The organism is Caryophanon tenue (assembly GCF_001700315.1).
Taxonomy (GTDB): Bacteria; Bacillota; Bacilli; order Bacillales_A; family Planococcaceae; genus Caryophanon; species Caryophanon tenue.
The window spans coordinates 25,118-42,142 of sequence record NZ_MASJ01000023.1 but is presented as its reverse complement, the minus strand read 5'-3'; the positions used below and the strand labels follow the sequence as shown (position 1 = coordinate 42,142).

22 protein-coding genes are annotated in these 17,025 nt (G+C 39.7%); 3 read left to right on the top strand and 19 right to left on the bottom strand.

Going from position 1 to position 17,025, the window contains the following annotated elements; all coding sequences use genetic code 11:
- Window positions 1–5 precede the first annotated feature (5 nt).
- The 6 genes from A6M13_RS10335 to A6M13_RS10310 are packed head-to-tail and all read right to left on the bottom strand — an operon-like array spanning window position 6 to window position 5,637.
- Complete coding sequence (locus A6M13_RS10335; RefSeq protein WP_066545740.1) at window positions 6–1,454, bottom strand: MFS transporter; 1,449 nt, start codon at window positions 1,452–1,454, stop codon at window positions 6–8.
- 11 nt (window positions 1,455–1,465) lie between these two features.
- Window positions 1,466–2,233 (bottom strand): IclR family transcriptional regulator, encoded by a 768-nt coding sequence (locus A6M13_RS10330; protein ID WP_066545738.1) that lies wholly within the window; start codon window positions 2,231–2,233, stop codon window positions 1,466–1,468.
- 21 nt (window positions 2,234–2,254) lie between these two features.
- Window positions 2,255–2,953: an isochorismatase family protein gene (locus tag A6M13_RS10325; RefSeq protein WP_066545731.1), complete on the bottom strand. Its 699-nt coding sequence runs from the start codon at window positions 2,951–2,953 to the stop codon at window positions 2,255–2,257.
- 30 nt (window positions 2,954–2,983) lie between these two features.
- A complete protein-coding gene (locus A6M13_RS10320; RefSeq protein WP_066545729.1) occupies window positions 2,984–3,742 on the bottom strand; it encodes an ABC transporter permease in 759 nt (252 codons plus the stop codon).
- 24 nt (window positions 3,743–3,766) lie between these two features.
- Window positions 3,767–4,621: an ABC transporter ATP-binding protein gene (locus A6M13_RS10315; RefSeq protein ID WP_083998322.1), complete on the bottom strand. Its 855-nt coding sequence runs from the start codon at window positions 4,619–4,621 to the stop codon at window positions 3,767–3,769.
- Window positions 4,622–4,641: 20 nt separating this feature from the next.
- Window positions 4,642–5,637, bottom strand: coding sequence for an ABC transporter substrate-binding protein (locus A6M13_RS10310; RefSeq protein WP_066545724.1), 996 nt, complete (start codon window positions 5,635–5,637; stop codon window positions 4,642–4,644).
- Between the two features lie 220 nt (window positions 5,638–5,857).
- Here A6M13_RS10310 and A6M13_RS10305 point away from each other — a divergent pair, with 220 nt between their 5' ends.
- Complete coding sequence (locus A6M13_RS10305) at window positions 5,858–6,130, top strand: MerR family transcriptional regulator (protein ID WP_066545723.1); 273 nt, start codon at window positions 5,858–5,860, stop codon at window positions 6,128–6,130.
- Between the two features lie 333 nt (window positions 6,131–6,463).
- Here A6M13_RS10305 and A6M13_RS10300 read toward each other — a convergent pair whose 3' ends face one another.
- Both A6M13_RS10300 and A6M13_RS10295 read right to left on the bottom strand, forming a co-directional pair.
- On the bottom strand, window positions 6,464–7,282 hold the full coding sequence (locus A6M13_RS10300; protein WP_066545721.1) for a purine-nucleoside phosphorylase: 819 nt from the start codon (window positions 7,280–7,282) through the stop codon (window positions 6,464–6,466).
- A 71-nt stretch (window positions 7,283–7,353) separates the two neighbouring features.
- Window positions 7,354–7,845: a TetR/AcrR family transcriptional regulator gene (locus tag A6M13_RS10295; RefSeq protein ID WP_066545719.1), complete on the bottom strand. Its 492-nt coding sequence runs from the start codon at window positions 7,843–7,845 to the stop codon at window positions 7,354–7,356.
- Between the two features lie 119 nt (window positions 7,846–7,964).
- Between A6M13_RS10295 and A6M13_RS10290 the strand changes: the two genes are divergently transcribed.
- Window positions 7,965–8,777 (top strand): SDR family oxidoreductase, encoded by an 813-nt coding sequence (locus A6M13_RS10290; protein ID WP_066545717.1) that lies wholly within the window; start codon window positions 7,965–7,967, stop codon window positions 8,775–8,777.
- 51 nt (window positions 8,778–8,828) lie between these two features.
- Here A6M13_RS10290 and ytxJ read toward each other — a convergent pair whose 3' ends face one another.
- Together ytxJ and A6M13_RS10280 are read right to left on the bottom strand one after the other, a co-directional pair.
- Window positions 8,829–9,149 (bottom strand): bacillithiol system redox-active protein YtxJ, encoded by a 321-nt coding sequence (ytxJ, locus tag A6M13_RS10285; RefSeq protein WP_066545715.1) that lies wholly within the window; start codon window positions 9,147–9,149, stop codon window positions 8,829–8,831.
- 82 nt (window positions 9,150–9,231) lie between these two features.
- Window positions 9,232–9,771 (bottom strand): TetR/AcrR family transcriptional regulator, encoded by a 540-nt coding sequence (locus A6M13_RS10280; protein WP_066545713.1) that lies wholly within the window; start codon window positions 9,769–9,771, stop codon window positions 9,232–9,234.
- Between the two features lie 144 nt (window positions 9,772–9,915).
- Between A6M13_RS10280 and A6M13_RS10275 the strand changes: the two genes are divergently transcribed.
- Window positions 9,916–10,662, top strand: coding sequence for an SDR family NAD(P)-dependent oxidoreductase (locus A6M13_RS10275; protein ID WP_066545710.1), 747 nt, complete (start codon window positions 9,916–9,918; stop codon window positions 10,660–10,662).
- 302 nt (window positions 10,663–10,964) lie between these two features.
- Here the strand turns inward: A6M13_RS10275 and A6M13_RS10270 are convergent, their stop codons facing one another.
- The 9 genes from A6M13_RS10270 to A6M13_RS10230 all read right to left on the bottom strand — a co-directional run bounded on the left by A6M13_RS10270 (window position 10,965) and on the right by A6M13_RS10230 (window position 16,768).
- A complete protein-coding gene (locus A6M13_RS10270) occupies window positions 10,965–11,471 on the bottom strand; it encodes a GNAT family N-acetyltransferase (RefSeq protein ID WP_066545708.1) in 507 nt (168 codons plus the stop codon).
- Between the two features lie 79 nt (window positions 11,472–11,550).
- A complete protein-coding gene (locus A6M13_RS10265; protein WP_066545705.1) occupies window positions 11,551–11,895 on the bottom strand; it encodes a DUF6176 family protein in 345 nt (114 codons plus the stop codon).
- A gap of 29 nt (window positions 11,896–11,924) precedes the next feature.
- Window positions 11,925–12,653: a DUF2087 domain-containing protein gene (locus tag A6M13_RS10260; RefSeq protein ID WP_066545703.1), complete on the bottom strand. Its 729-nt coding sequence runs from the start codon at window positions 12,651–12,653 to the stop codon at window positions 11,925–11,927.
- A 638-nt stretch (window positions 12,654–13,291) separates the two neighbouring features.
- Window positions 13,292–13,816 (bottom strand): tubby C-terminal domain-like protein, encoded by a 525-nt coding sequence (locus tag A6M13_RS16730; RefSeq protein WP_066545698.1) that lies wholly within the window; start codon window positions 13,814–13,816, stop codon window positions 13,292–13,294.
- A 63-nt stretch (window positions 13,817–13,879) separates the two neighbouring features.
- Window positions 13,880–14,134, bottom strand: a complete 255-nt coding sequence (locus A6M13_RS10250; protein ID WP_066545694.1) for a hypothetical protein — start codon at window positions 14,132–14,134, stop codon at window positions 13,880–13,882.
- 194 nt (window positions 14,135–14,328) lie between these two features.
- Window positions 14,329–14,781 (bottom strand): GNAT family N-acetyltransferase, encoded by a 453-nt coding sequence (locus tag A6M13_RS10245; protein ID WP_066545690.1) that lies wholly within the window; start codon window positions 14,779–14,781, stop codon window positions 14,329–14,331.
- Between the two features lie 16 nt (window positions 14,782–14,797).
- Entirely contained in the window at window positions 14,798–15,385 is a 588-nt protein-coding gene (locus A6M13_RS10240) for a GNAT family N-acetyltransferase (RefSeq protein ID WP_066545681.1), read from the bottom strand.
- A 2-nt stretch (window positions 15,386–15,387) separates the two neighbouring features.
- Window positions 15,388–15,972: a nucleotidyltransferase domain-containing protein gene (locus tag A6M13_RS10235; protein WP_066545679.1), complete on the bottom strand. Its 585-nt coding sequence runs from the start codon at window positions 15,970–15,972 to the stop codon at window positions 15,388–15,390.
- A gap of 28 nt (window positions 15,973–16,000) precedes the next feature.
- Window positions 16,001–16,768, bottom strand: a complete 768-nt coding sequence (locus A6M13_RS10230) for a class I SAM-dependent methyltransferase (protein WP_066545677.1) — start codon at window positions 16,766–16,768, stop codon at window positions 16,001–16,003.
- Between the last annotated feature and the right edge of the window lie 257 nt (window positions 16,769–17,025).

The window sequence follows — 17,025 nt, the reverse complement described above, 5'->3', positions numbered from 1 at the left end:
ATTTATTAGTCTTCAATTAATTGCTTTTCAAATTGTATACGCTGTGCTGTTGTTAAATACGCACTAATAATGGCAAGCAGCGTTATGACGAAAATAACACTAAACGCGAGCTGGAAGCCGTGCGCAATCATCGTCAGCTCCTGCATATTCAACGAACGTTCACCAACTTCATATATACTTGCTTTTAATTCTTTCGGTAAGCTCACGGTGACAATGACGAGCGCACATGCAGTACTTAATACACCGCCCATATTTTGCAACATTGAACGAATGCCATTCGCAACACCTGTTGTATGTGCCGGAACACTTAACATAATGAGCTGTGTATTCGGTGTCATGAAAATGCCAGAGCCAAAGCCAATTAAAAATTGTCCAAGCATTAAGGCAAAAAATATGCCGTTCACATGTAAATTCATGAAAATACAGACGATACCGAGCGCGGAAATAATGAGTCCACTCGTTGTTAACACGCGCGTTTTCCACCGTGCAGCGAGCTGTCCGATAAAAAACGAGGCAATAACAGTTCCCGCCGTTAACGGAAGTACCCAAACGCCCGCTTCTAGTGGATTTGCGCCATATATTACTTGGAAATATAACGCCATTAATAACACGACCGACGAACGTGCTAATGCATTTAAAAAGGTCGTCATATTCGCAAAAGAAAAGGTGCTGTTTTTAAAGATTGTCAGTTCAATCAGTGGTTGCTTCGCATGTTTTGCTGTAAAAAGAAACAGGATGAAAAACACAAGCCCGATACTCACACATCGTTGAACGATGGTACTGCCCCAGCCGTATTCACCACTCATCGTCACGCCGATAATCAAGCTCCCGAGCCCGATGAAAATTGCCACACTGCTCATATAATCAAATGAGATATTCTTTTTCGCTGGTATACGTTTTGGTAACAATATAACGGCACTGACAATCGCCAAAGCCCCAAGTGGCACATTACACCAAAACACCCACTGCCAATCAAACATAAACGTAACATAGCCACCGATTACCGGTCCGACCAACTGTGCTACCGATGACACGACGACATTAATACCGAGCGCTTTACTCATTGGACCACTTCGAAACGCGTCGGTAATCAGCGGTGTCGTATTCGTAATAACTAACGCTCCACTAATGCCTTGCAGTGCGCGATACACAATGAGCCATTCCACACTCGGTGCGAAACCACACAGGAAACTAAAGCATGTAAACGTAATAAGTCCGATGACAAACAGCTGCTTGCGCCCAAATAAATCGGCGACCTTGCCAAAAATTAAAATAAATACTGTATTGCATAACATATACGCTAGCAGTATCCAACTAGCTTCAATTGTCGATGCCCCGTAATAAGACGTAATAGAAGGGAGCGCAACGGTTAGCGTACTCATATTCATCATGACAAGAAATACACCGAAGCTTGTCACTACTAGCACATTCCACGGATTGTGAGCTGCCTTCATCGTCTCCCCCCTTACCGTAACGCGCGCATCGAAAATGGATAGCCTAAGCGTGCCGATAACTCGCTGGTTGCTTGTAGTAGCTGTTCAATTAAGTACGCTTCTTTTTCATGCGTCCGCACGAGTGGTCCTGATAACGACAAGCCTGCAATAATTTGACCTTGATGATCAAAAATTGGTGCGGCAATCGATAACAGGCCGCTAATACGCTCTCCTTTACTAAGCGCATAGCCTGCTGCCACAATACGTGTAATTTGTTCATTTAACTGTTGTTGCTCTACTGGTGACAAGCCTTCCTTGTCCATGACGAAATGCTGCTCTACTTGTGGCAAATAGCTGAGGAGCATGCGCCCTGAAGCACCAAAGCATAACGCACTGCGGCTACCAACCTTTACAAAATTACGAATATCTTGACGGCTTTCTACTTTTTCAATGCAAATACGCTCATAGTCATCTAAAATATTTAAACTAACCGTTTCACCTGTTTCAAGTTGTAGTCGCTGCATCATCGGCAACGCTTCTTTGCGTAAATCCATTTGCTGTGCATACAGACTGCCAAGCTCAAACAATTTAAAGCCTAAACGGTATTGCTGGGTTTGCTCATTTTGTTCAATAAAGCGGTGTGCCTTTAATGTATGGAGTAAACGCACAACCGTACTTTTTGGTAATGCTAGCGCTGTGGCGATGTCTTTTACCGATAATTCTGCTTGCTCGTCTGTAAAGCAATCTAAAATATGTAATGCACGCTCTACAGCTTGTACTAATAATGGTTGTGCCTTCATACGTTCACCTACTTTCTGCCATTACGACGCGTTAACATGCAATGTATCGAAATACGCGAGTACGTGTTCTGTGTCAATGACATCACAATATTTCATCCATAAATCAAGGAGTGCAGCCTTATGTGACAGTTCAATACGGTCATATACCGCATCTTCAACAATCGCCACATTGAAGTTATGCGTCACAGCATCGACAATTGTGGCACGTACGCAACCACTCGTCGAACCGCCAACCACAATTAATGAGTCAACGCCAAGCTTTACTAAATAGCTAATTAACGGTGTGCCAAAAAATGCACTCGCGTAACATTTATCGACGATGATATCCCCGTCATTTGGCAATAGTTCCTCGACAATCTGTGTGCCAAAAGAGCCGTCAATATAATTCGATTGGTCGCGGTTTGCTTTTAACGCAAACGAGTCAAACTGTGTCGTTTTCTTTTGCACATTACGCGTATAAATCGTTGGAATGTTCAATGCATCTGCCATCGCTTTTAATGCCTGTACCTTTTCAACCGTGTTCCAAGCAGTGCTACCGCCACCGCTCGGGTATTTATGCAGCTGTTCTTCAATCGGTACATTTTCGCCCATATAGTTATATTGCGGGTCAATAATTAGAAGTAGTGGCTTTTTTCCAAGTCCGCGTGATTTACCGTAGCCACCACGCTCAATTACTAAACGATCTGTTTCTGTTAATAATGCATCCCAAATTTTTGTCATCCTCTATTCCTCCATTCAATTGTTATGTGTTTATACTGGGTTTGCTTCACCGCGCCAACGTAGGAAGTATTGTTCAATCTTCAAAAATACAAAGTTGATACCATAGCCGACAATGCCCAGTGTGAAAATACCTGCGAACATTTCTGCTACTTGGAAAATACGTTGCATATCTAAAATGAAGTAACCAATGCCACTGTTACCGGTAATCATTTCTGCTACAACTGCCACGACAAGCGCAATCCCAATCGAGACACGCATACCTGTTAAAATCGAAGGCAAAGCAGCCGGTAAAATAATTTGGAATAGTGAACGTATTTTTGATACACCGAATGTGCGCCCTGTATCAATTAAAATGCTATCGACACCACGTACACCGCTATATGTATTTAATAAAATTGGGAATAAGCTCGACAGGAAAATGACGAATACTTTCATTTCATTTTCAATGCCTAAAAATAAAATTGCGACTGGAATATACGCAGATGCTGGAATTGGGCGAATCAGCTCGGTAATCGGCTCAAGTAAACGGTAAATAAAAGGTGTTGTGCCCATCAGTAGTCCAAGCGGTATTGCCACAACTGCCGCAAGTAAAAATCCTGCAAAAATACGTCCTAAGCTTGGCAATAAATAATCAAGCAATGTACCATCTGCAATAATGCCGCCCCATGTGCTAAAGACATTGCTGACAGGTGGTAGACTAATCGAGTCCACCATCCCTGATTTTGATGTAATTTCCCACAATACAAGTAATCCAATAATTAACGCAAATCCTGGCCATCGTTTTAACATGCACATCGCTCCTTCGTGTCTTTTTTAAAGATGTCCTTTTTCCTGTGAAAAAATACTTTCAAACAATTGATGTTGCATCGACGTGAAATGTTTATTTTTGCGTGTCTCAATTTGGTCTCGTGGATATGGCAACGTTACAAGCATTTCTTCCTTCAAGCCAATTGGTGCTTTGCCGAGTGAAATAATATGGCTGGATAAAAACACTGCTTCTTCAACATCATGTGTCACAAATAAAATGGTAATATCGAGCTTTTGCCAAATTTCAAGCAACAGCTCTTGTAAAATCGCACGCGTCATCGCATCAACGGCACTAAATGGTTCATCCATTAACAATACTTTTGGCTCGCAAATTAAGGCTCGTGCAATGACCACGCGTTGCTGCATCCCACCCGATAACTGCGATGGATAATAATCCTCGTAGCCTTCTAAACCAACCAGCTTAATATATTGTAAACAGCGTTCACGTGCTTCTTGCTTCGAGATTTTTTTCTTTTGGGTGCGTAAACCAAATTCAATATTTTCAATGACTGTATACCACGGGAAAATCGATTTTGTATATTGCTGAAATACATAAATCATCCCTTTTGGTGGTCCGGCAATCGCTTGTCCATCAAAGACAATTTGTCCGTCTGTTGGCATCTCTAGCCCAGATACAAGCTTCAATAATGTTGATTTACCACAACCTGAAGGACCAACAATCGATAAAAAGCTCCCTTCTTGAATGTCATAAGAGAAGTTATCGAATACTGTAATGTTCTTTTTGTTAACATGGAATACTTTATTCATATTGGCAATATTAATTAATGTTTTCGGTCTTGCTGTGCCTGTGAATGGACGTTCCTGGTCTAACCCTAATTCATATACATTTGACGTTACCATTTGACAACACCCTTTCTCGATTATTGTTGTAAGCTCTCAATGACATGGTCTGCAAAATATTCTGTCGCTTCATGTGACTCGTTTAACTCGCCTGCATCGACGTACATATCAATAATATCTTGCCACGTTTCTTCACTGTATGTGTTGCTCCAAGCAATTGGTGGCATCTCAGCAATTAATGATGCATCCACACCTGTATATGCCACAATATGCTCCTTTGCACGCTCCTCATCTTCTAACATATAGGCACTGGCTGCGGTAATCGCATCATAAAAGCGCGATACAGCTTCGCTATTTTCTTCCACAAATTCCTCTCGTGCGTACCAAGCACCAACTGGCTGTTCTGGAATACTTTCAACATAGTTCCAAGAGATAACCGTTGTCTCACCTTCTGATAGTAATTGTGTTGTGTACGGGTCGACTAACGAAATCGCATCCACTTGTCCGTTCTTTAACGCGTCTGCCATGCTCGCAAACGGCACTTCGACAAAATTGACTTTGTCAATATCGACACCCGCTTCTTCAATAATCATTTTGAGTCCAATGACAAGCTGGTTACGCGAGTCATAAATGGCAACCTTTTTTCCTTCTAAATCGGCAAGTGATGTAATGCCCGAGTCGGCGAGCACTTGAATTGAAGCGGTATCAGGGCCTTCTGCTTGCGCAACCTCATTTTGTGCAATTGATACAAGGTCAAAGCCTGACTCATTCGCCACCATCGCTGTGCCGGGTGCCGATAAAATAATATCTACACTGCCAGAACGCTGTGCATTAATCGATTCTGAGCCGGATTTAAACTCAATCAGCTCAACATCTAAGCCGTGCTCTTCATAAATACCAATTTCCTCTGCAATCCAGGCATTGGATAATGCTGCAATTTTTTGAATACCTACTTTTAATGGAATAGCATCTCCGTCTGTCGCTTGTACATCTTCTGTTTCCTCTGCCCCGCAGCCAACTAATGCAAGCGTTAATAACATACCCATTGGTAAAAATCGTTTTTGCCATTTGTTCATATGTAGTTCCTCCTTCAAATTGCATTCATTCCACATTATGAAACGCGTTCCATTTTAGTGGTGTGCTGATTGCTTAATGTACTTTGATTATACGTGCTTCAATCATCGAAAAACGACCTTTATGTTAGATTTTCTAACATATAATTTAAAATATATACAAATGAATAAGTTTTAATGTTATATTTTCTTACATTAAAACAAAGTTAAGGAGGCGTTGCATATGGAAGAAGGTACATTTAAAGATAAAAAGCTTATTTCAATTGGCAATGTGAGTGAATTACTCGGCTTATCAACACGACAAATTCGTTATTATGAAGAGAAGGGCTTAGTCATTCCAGAGCGCTCCGCGAAGGGGACACGCAAATATTCGATTCAAGATATTGAAATTTTAAGCATCATTTCTGACTATGTATTAGAAGGAATGCAAACAAGTGATATTAAACAAATGCTTAAAAAGCGCGGTTTCTCATGCGCGCCACAGCTGTATAAATAATAGGGATATAAAAAAGAGGGCGGGATATAACGTAATGTTTAAAATACAGAGATGGTTTCATTCGTATGTATCTCATTTCGCATAGGATATTGCGTGTTGTGCTAACTCCTATTTTTTAATTAAATAATATGCTGGCGAGGGGCTTGAAAGTGGCGACTCCTGCGGGAAGAGCACGTACAAGAGACTACAGGGGAACATCATGTTTGCCCCAAGCCATGCCCGTGGAAAGCGTTCACTAAGACGAACCTTGCCATTATAAAAAACAGCAAACCGACATTTGTCAGTTTGCTGTTTTTCGGCTGCTGTCTCAAGCTTCCCTTTACATAGGTCCTCTTAAAAACGTGTAATTACATCTGTAACAAGCTTCAAGAATGTCGCTTTCACACGTTCTGCTGTTTCAATGACTTCATCATGGCTAAGCGGCTGGTCAAGAATGCCACATGCCATATTCGTTAAACACGAAATACCTACTGTTTCAATGCCTGAGTGGTGCGCAATTAACGCTTCTGGCACAGTTGACATACCTACTGCGTCTGCGCCGAACATACGAATCATACGCACTTCTGCTGGTGTTTCATACGTTGGACCTATCCACCATGCATACACCCCTTCACGCAGTGTTACGCCATGTGTAGCGGCTACGTCTTTGACGATGGCGCGCAAATTTTTGTTATACACTTCCGATACATCTAAGAAGCGCACACCTAACGCATCATTATTTGGCCCCATTAACGGATTAGTTGCTGTTAAATTAATGTGGTCGGTAATGAGCATTAGATCACCTGGGTTAAACTCGGTGTTCACCGCACCACACGCATTTGTAATGATTAGTTTTTCAACGCCTAACGCTTTCATTACACGGACCGGGAATGTCACTTGGTCTAATGTGAAGCCTTCATAATAATGGAAGCGTCCCTTCATTGCGAGCACTTGTTGCTCACCGATTGTGCCAATGACTAATTCATTAGCATGTCCGACTGCTGCTGATTTGGCAAAGTGTGGGATATTATCATACGGGATGCGGACTGCATTTTGTAATGTATCGGCAAATGGGCCAAGTCCTGACCCTAAAATAATACCGACTCTTGGCTTGTTCGTAATAAATGATTCAATATATTGTTGCGCTTCTGTAATTTCATGAATGTGATGCACGAAAACTCCTCCTCTACGTGTCTTTAGTTATAACGAAATGGCGGCTAAAAAGCAATTATTTTCCTGTGTATTTATAAAAGAGATGCCGTAAAGTTTTCAAACGACCAATTCGTGCCACCAATTTTAAGTAATCGCTCGCCCGCTTCCTGTGGTGAAATGATGAAATATTGTTGCACCCAAATGCTTAAATAGCCAATTGTGCCGTAACTTGCAAATGTAGCATAGTCTTTATCTTGAAACGTCACATATAATTTCTCGGCAAGCAAATTCGATAATTGCTGAATTTCATACGCGTCATGAAACACACGTTCATAAAACGTACGATATTTAAAAATATGTTCACATAGCGTAAAAGTGACAATGCGGTCTGACGTGCGGTTTGCCGATTCATAATACGATAAAAAAAGCGCATAAATTTTTTCTTTTACAGCGCCCCAGAGTGCATCTTTATCGGCGAAATAATGATAAAACGTCGTGCGTGATACATTTGCTGCAACGGTAATTTCCTTAATCGACAACGCACCATGTGTCGTTTTGGTTAATAATTGTAGATACACTTCCATAATTTTATGTTTTGCGGTAATCAGATGTCACACCTCCTGACATTTTAGCGTGAAATGTTCACTTTCTTTATAGAAAAAGCTTGTACACTAAGTATAAATGAATAGTTGGAGGAATGAACATGACAAACAATTTATTTGTAATTACAGGTGGCTCGGGCGGTATGGGCAAAGCGACAGCCGAAATCGTTGGAAAAGATGGTATCGTATTATTAGCTGATATGTCAGAGGAGCGCTTAGTCGCGACGAAAGAAGAATTAGCGGCGAAAGGCATCACGAATGTACATTACCAAACAGTGGACATTACATCAAAAGAAAATGTAGCAGCGCTTGCCGAAAAAGCAGCAACGCTTGGTACATTAAAAGGCTTAGTGCACACAGCAGGATTATCACCAACAATGGCAGATTCACGCCGTATTACCGAAGTAAACTTAGTCGGTACAGGCATTATTTTAGACGCCTTTTTACCACTTGCAACAACGGGCACAGCGGTTGTATTAGTATCATCAATGAGCGGCTATATGGTACCACGCCAAGGACCATATATCGACGTGTTAAAACAGCCATTAGCGGAAAACGCCATTGATGCGATGGAGCAATTTGCACAAGGTAATCCAGGCACCGCGTACTCAATGTCAAAACTAGGTGTACAATTAATCGCGGAAGACCAAGCATGGACATGGGGTCAAAAGGGGGCACGTATTAACTCATTATCACCTGGTTCCATTAACACGCCAATGGGTCGCCAAGAGGCGGCACAACAAAAACAAATGCAAGCGATGCTACAAATTACACCACTGCAACGTGAAGGTGAATCATCAGAAATCGCAACAGCTGTCGCATTTTTATTAAGTGATGCAGCATCATACATTACAGGTATTGACTTACGTGTAGATGGTGGCACAATTGCTAACATCTCAAAAATGGGTCAATAAATAAGCATAGAAAAACCGCTTCTGCGTTCAGTTGAACACGGAAGCGGTTTGTTAGGCGATAGCTTCTTCGATTGCTTTTGCTGTAACAGCGTGGTGTGTCGCTTGCCAAGAAGCTTTGCCGTCTTTAATGACAATCGCTTGTGGAGATGCATGTTGTACGTCTAGGTTTGCAGCGATTTCATTAGAAACGTCACGGCTTTCAATTACTTTTACTAAATACGCATGCTCGAAATCTACCGCTGTAAACTCGCTATACGCAGCAGCGCTAATCGGGCAAGTTGTGCTGTGCTTTAAGACCAAAATCGGTTGCTCGTTTGACGTTGCTAAAACTTGTTGCCACTGTTCAATACTCGTAATCTCTGTGTAATTCATATGTATCTCTCCTTCTTCTGTTCTCTTCCTTATCTTACGCGTGAATGAAGAGTTTGACAATCGATTCAACTTCTCAACAACTTTACTGCGAGAAAAAAAGTACGGTTTGCTGACTCATTTCAAGTGGTGTTTTGGCATAATTACTTTTGCGCCAATGATTAATAACGCCAATTGTTGCGCTGATACAAAATGTGTAATACAGCTCTTCATCCATCTCGCTTTTGCCGGACTGTGCAATAATTTCTTTGGGCACTTGCATATAATAATGACTAAAAAGAGCGAGATATTTTGCTGGAAGCTTATCTGAAAATAAAACATCATAAAAGGTACGGTTGCTTAAAATGTGCTGAAACACATTCGTTAATGCTGTTTGCTCACCTCTTCCTACTTGTGTATGTGCTTGTTGATATTCAGCAATGAGCGCCTCCATCATTTGCATCATATGCGACACAAATAAATCTTCCATATTTGTATAATGTGCATAAAAAGTCGAGCGGTTTACGTCAGCTTTTTCGCATAGCTTCGTGACGGTAACATCAAAAAAATTGTATGTTTGTAATAGCTGTAGTAACGCTTCGAACAATGCTTTTTTCGTCTTTTTCACGCGTAAATCTTGTTTCAATGTGCTCACCTCAATTATCCAACAATATCATATAATTTGTTGGATAAGCTACAATTTGCACACACATGTCGTTCCATTAAATGTAGGACAGATTATACTTAAACGTACTTATACCTTTGCGTATAAAGTAGAGGAGGATTTCACATGAAAAAAGTCGTATTAATTACAGGTGCCGCAACTGGGTTAGGTCGTGCAACCGTTTTACAATTAGCTAAAGAGCCTTACAATATTGCCGTTGTTGATTTTAACGAAGTAGAAGGACAAAAAACGGTAGAGATGGCGAAGGAATTAGGTGCAGAAGCGATTTTCATTAAAGCTGATGTGTCAAACGAAGACGACGTGAAAAATTATGTAGCACAAACAATTGAAGCATTCGGTAAAATTGATGTCTTTTTCAATAACGCAGGCTTAATGGTGCCGTTCCGTCTCATCCACGAATATGATGTCAACGAGTATGACCGCATTATGAATGTGAATGTCAAAGGCGCATTCTTCGGTGTAAAATATGTCATCCCACATATGCTTGAAAATGGTGGCGGTACAATTGTTAACACGGTATCATCAAATTCATACAAACCGACAGCGTATAACGGAGTGTACTCGATGACAAAGCATGCGGTAAACGCATTAACAAAATCAATCGGACAAGATTACCAAGACAAAAATATTTTTGCAGTTGGAGTTGCACCAAACAATATGTTAACAAATATTTCTGCAAACGCGGCTGTGACAATGAACGAGGAAATCGGTAAAGCGATTTATGTGACAACACCACCAAATATCGCCGCAACACCCGAAGAAGTAACAGCAGCGATGCTATTTGCGATGAACAATAGTAAAATGTTAAACGGTTCAACAATTAATTGCGCAGGCGGTCAAATTTATAACTAATATAGGAAAAGCCCTATCTTGATTGTAAAAAGCTACAGCGAAAATCACATTCGCTGTAGCTTTCATTCGTTTATTTATATCAAGTGTACACGCTACATACAGCCGCGTGCATGGCTATACTAAAATTTGCTGGTGCGTCCCAATACAAGCGGTGACTTCTACAGGAATAGCCATTGTTTTTTGGCGACGAGGTACCGCAAGAGTATGAACATTTAAGCAGAACATCGTGTTTGTCTCAAGCTCTTTACGCCATTTAAAGATGGTTTTGTCCTACGCTCTCATAGGAAGTTTAAAAAACGTTATTATGTATGAGTTTGTATAGATGCTGAGCCATCTAACGCCTTCTTCATCACAATAAATACTACTGGATGTCCAAAAAAATCTCCGTTGTTTTCATTCGTTATTGTAAAGCCCATTTTTTCATAAAATAAAATGCTTTCATTCCCTTTGTAAACAACTAAAAATAAGGTTTTAGGCTCATTATATTGTGCAATCCCAAATTGCATTAAGTGTTTGCCAATCCCTTTCCCTTGGTGTTGCGGATGGATATATAGTGATTCTAAAAAAATATCCGCGCTTAATAAATTGCCAGAAAAAAATGCATAGCCTAGTATTTCGTTATTCTGTTCAAAAACTAAATTTAAAGAGTTTTTAAAGCGATTATTCATTTCATTTTCAGAATATGCATCTGCTAATACTTTATCTTGAATTGACAGTGGGATAAAGCTACTGTAAGTATCTCTCCAAGTTACTAATGCAATCTTTTGGACTTCTTCTAAATCGTTAGCTATCATGTTTCGAATTACCATGCTTCCACTCCTATCACCTATTTTATGTGATTTTCTGGAAGAACATTTAATCTACATAAAAATAATCCACTGGCAACTGTTATTTCATAGCTTTTTGGATGCGTTCAGGTATCATCACTACTTCCGTTTGTAAGTCCACTGAACCGAACGTTTCATCGATGCATTCATGCCAAAATTGCAAATGCTTTTTATCAATCCAGTGATCAGAATGTTCTACTGCTTGACCACCTTCTCCTTGGACTGAATACCAATATAAATACTCCTCACCATTTAAAGTTTCCCTAAAAATGGTTTCAACATACATTTTTTCACCTTCAAGTGTGACTAAAACATCGTTCATATTATCATTTAAAAAGGTTAACCATTCGTCCACTCGGCTCGATTTCCCATTTTTCACTCGGTAACGGGTTAATTCTATGTTCATATTTACACTTCCCTTCCACGATTTATCCGCTACATTTTTAAAGTATATTCGGAACCATCATCATTTCGCATCATAAATCCATATTCGATTAAATGACGGCGCAACGACACAAAATCTGCATGAACTGTTTTCAGTATGTCATTCACTTCTTTTTCCGTATATATTTTGCCAGCTTCAAAGCGTTTCACGATATGCTGTAAAATAATGATTTTTTTCTTCTCCTTACTAGGAATAATCGTCATTTCGCCTTCAAGGCCATTTTTGAAATACGTTTTCAGCACTTTATCACGTTCTTGCTGTTCTACGCCATAACGTTCATCCACTTGTTTCGCCCCCTTATGAATTGAATAATTTTCTGGCTCTTTTAATAGCTGCATTAACGCAAGAAATAATTTCGCCTGTCTTTCCTTTTCACGTAGTTTAAAGCGATGTTGACGCACTGTTGAGACACTTGTTAAATTGCTTTGACTGACAATATCTTTATCAGATGTACCTTCATAAAAGTGCTTCATCATCTCCATTTGTACATCCGATAAACCGTGTATTTTTTTATCTAATGACAGCAATCCGTAAAAAGACGAACGATGGTGCAGCGTAATATGATGTTTCATCATGCCTTCAGCTGTTAAAAATTGCTCATTCATTGGATACACATAGTCATGATTAAAAGCAGCTTCGCAAAATAAACAATGGTACTCATTATTTATACATTGATAACCTTTTATTAAGTCCTCTAATGGTATATCTAAAACTTCCACCCAACCACTCCTATAAACTTATTTAAAATAAGTTTATATAAAAATAAACGAAAAGTAAATATGTTTATTTATAAAGTCGTTAATATAAAAAAAGCGCCGGCGAATGTAACATTCACTGGCGCTTTTTTTATTTATATATCGTAGAGTTGGTTCCGTTTTGAACGATGCTTTTTACGGACGTGGTGCCAACTAATTTTTTCACTTGTTGACAGTTTGCTTTCTCATGTTTTTAATTTCAGCGTTCTCAAATACATAACATAATAAGAATGGTAATGTCTCACAAATTGCTTAAAAAGGACGCATTTTGAAAGCCTTTCTAACAGTGGTAAGCGTTATTCATTATTCCCCTGAATGAGCGTAAAGTAATTTCAACAAATGAATAGCATAGTCGTTCCATCGCACACAGCTCACGATCTATTTGTATGCTCATTCGAACGAAAAAACACATCATAGCTAATAAAGAGCACAAAAAAGACAAGCACGGTGATAATACTTTCATACCAAGGATTATGTCGAATATATACATCAATAAGGAAATATATGAACACAAGGCAGAAATAAAACAGAATATTACGTTTCATAACAGACAACTCCCATCAACATTTCAGCTGCCTAGTAGCTTCTAAGCAGGCACGTTATTAGTCGCCAATATAAAATACACATTGGAACAGGCAAATGAAAAAGGCTACGTCTTGAATCGGACTATCTTCTTCAATCTCGACATACGTTTTAAAAAATTCTGTCACTTTCATGTTCCATCTCGCCACTTCTTTACGTTGATAAAAGAATTGCACCGAATCTGTGATGCTGCTTTTCATTGTAAATTCACCAGCTTCACTTGTAATCAGAAATTCCGGCGCAATATTTAAAAAGCTTGTATAGGTTACATGATACACCTCATTCGTTTGACAATTGACAATGTCATATGAAGGATGTCTAACCCACTTGCTGTTCTTTTTACAAAAATAAATGAGTTCTCCATCATTTGAATAAACATTTATTTGCGTATACCAATCAAAATTTTGCCAATAATACATAAGTTTGACGAAAAGATTTTTATATATTCGTTTAAACCTGCATTGCACATGACCTTGTGCATCGACGACATCAATTAATTTCGTTGAACCTTTTAATTTTGGTGGAGAATAATGATATCTTTGCATACGAAGTCCTTTCTATTGTCTATTGATAAATGCGTACATCCACGTGTTAATAATGCTTCATATTTAAAAGCCTGATATACCAAACATAAAGGAGCATAACATAACAATAACACCTAGTGGCAGCGCGATTAAAATCGTTGCTGATGCCTTTTTCCAAAAACCACTTTCGCTATAGCACGTAACGATTGCCGCTGCTAAATAGCCTACTACCATTATCCATACCCATAAATGAGCGATTTGTTTACCAACGAGTAACTCTAAAACGAGGTAAGTACCTAATAACATGATGATTGCGATGATGCCTAAATATTGCCTCAATCGAACTCCCTCCTATATGTAACATATTAGAAGGCCAATTCCATCTATTTACCATATGCCCGATACACGTTTTGTGAACCTTCTACGTTAATCACCAAAACGAATTAAACTATTTTAAATTTCAGTCTATTCACTGTCTAATAGATACATTTCGCGAAAAATTCATGTAATATTAGCACAATTGCTTTTCTTCGTTAGCGGTCAAGGGTTTTGATGGCGAGCACGGATTGGTCCTGTATAATGCTCGTTTCTACAAAACCAGCAGCGCGGTATACATATTGTGCTGCCGCATTTTGTGTAGCGTAAAACAGCGCGACATACTCCGCTTCTTCTAACGTCCTACTGTGCATATGTCGTAACACTTGTTCAAATGCACGTTTGCCGTAATGTTTACGCTGGTACTGCGCGTCAATCATAAAATGCCACACAAAATAACACGGACGATTATAAAATGGCAAATCCGTAAACGATTCATGGTCAAGTCGATCATATGTATACATGACAAAACCGATCACGACATCATCTGCATAAATCGCAAGCGGTACAACGACTTCCCCATCTGTTTGTAAAGCATATGCATGGGCTAAACTGCTTGCATTTGTCGTTTGTAAAAATCCTTTTTGCGCATCGGTAACATCCAGTGCCAATATTGCATCGACATTGTCACGATTGATGCTTCATAATGTAACCATTGTGATACTCCCCTTCTATCCACTCGTTTTTTAACATGCTATAAACAATATGGTCAACATAATGGTCGTATAGCCACTCTGCATCACGTATTTGCCCTTCCTGTATGAAGCCGAACTTTTCAGGAAGCGCTCGACTTTTCACATTGCCGACTGCCACTCTTACTTCAATACGGTTTAAGTTCAAGTCCGTAAAGCCGTATGCTATCATGGCGTGAAACGCTTTTGACATAATGCCTTTTTGCTGAAACGTCTCACCTAGCCAGTAACCAATCACACCGATTTTTTGCGCTTTACTAAGCGTATTAAAGCCAATTGTCCCTGCAATCTCTCCTTTATATATAATCGCAAAGGTTTGCGGATAACCGCCCTGCTCAAGAAGGGCTTGGTGTGTCCCTTGAATGTACTGCGCGGTATGTTCTACTTTCGTCGTATAATCAAGCCAGCCAAGCCACTCTTTTAAATAAGTCTTTGACGCCATCGTTACATCATATAAAGCTTGTGCATCATCGGTCGTAAATAAGCGTAATGACACGTCCTCATCAATTATATATGTAAGCATAATTATCCTTCTCCTTCTTTTTCTAATGCCGGAATCCAGTGATGCGTAGGCATATGTAGCGTAAGCGCATCACGTAACCATTGTTTACGATGCTCTTCAAGGAAAGGCTTCACCGCATAAAAATCGGCATCATCCTTTTCACGCGTTTGTGTTGCTTTGTATAGTAGTACAACTTCTGGCGCCAAATACGGTATGCCTGTAGATGTTGTGCATCGCAGTAAAGAAAGCGGCAATGAAATACGCGTATCTCTTCGGAATGTCCATCGTTCATTTGCCACATCATTCAGTAAAATTTCAAGCTGTTCGCCTGTTACAGTGTGCGTCGCATGGATTTCGTGAATAGGTAGCGCTAAAAACTCCTGCTCCCACGGCTGTAGCTGTCCATGCACCGCCTTTTGAAATGACCAATCGTTTAAATACGCTCGCACATATTGCTGGTCTTCACGTAAAACAGCCACCTCAATGTCTTTATGCGCTCTTGTATGGCTTCCGATATATAAGTCAATAGCCCAGCCACCTGCAATATACCAAGGTTTATCAAAATGTTGTAACCGTGCCGCAATAGTTTCACACACTTCAAATGACACGTGCATCCCTCCCGTAAATGATGTTTGTTTATGTCCATCTTTCTTCTAACATTTTCACATCGGTCATTTTTCGTGCTTTTATGAATAAAAAGGACGGGCGGCGAAATTCCTTTTGTATATTTGGGTATAGCTCGCTGACCGCCTCAGTCGGTACAGGCTCCACCACATTTTCAATGGATAGGCCGTTATGAATAAGCGTGTTCAAAATCGTCGCCATTGTACGATGGTACATTATCACGCCATCAACAAGCCAGTTTTCTTTGCGCATCCCTTCAGATTGATAGTTATCGAGCGCAAAATGGGTGATTTGTCCATGTTCATTCTTTATCCAATCATCACCGCCTTTATTTGCTGTGGAAATGGGATGCTCCATTGAAAAAAGTAATATGCCGTCCTGTCGTAATAGCACACTAATCTTCTCCATTAATTGGTCAAAGTCCGCTATATAATGAAACGCTAACGAGCTTGTCACTATATCAACGCTTTCAGGCTGAATGGGCATATCTTCAAAGGCGATTTGTTCAAAATGGAGATTATCGTCCGTATGTTTTTTAGCAGCCGTAATCATATTAGCTGAAATATCAATACCTGTTACGTGGCGAGCTCCTTGCTTCACACAATGCGCCGCAAAGTCACCGGCTCCACAGCCAATATCTAGCATGACTTTACCAACAACAGAAGGTAGTAAGGCAAGGAAGTTCGGCTGTTCAAGCATATTATTATAATTATATGGTCGTTTACGTATTTGTTTGTACTGTGTAAAGAAAGTCTCATTATCATAAATGTTTTGTTTCATATTCCGTCTCTTTTCGTCATAACGTTATGAAGTATTTGCGCTACTTCATTATCGCATTCACACAAAAAAATAAATAGACTTATAATTTAATTTTTGATATGATGTAGATAGAGGCGTGTCTTCTTTAAAAATTGCATTTATACAGCCATTGACATGAAAAATGTCGATGGCTTTTTTGTTTGAAATTTGGCATTGTAAGATCGATTCAATATACGCATCATAATTTGACATACACTAAAAAGCAACCTGTATAGACA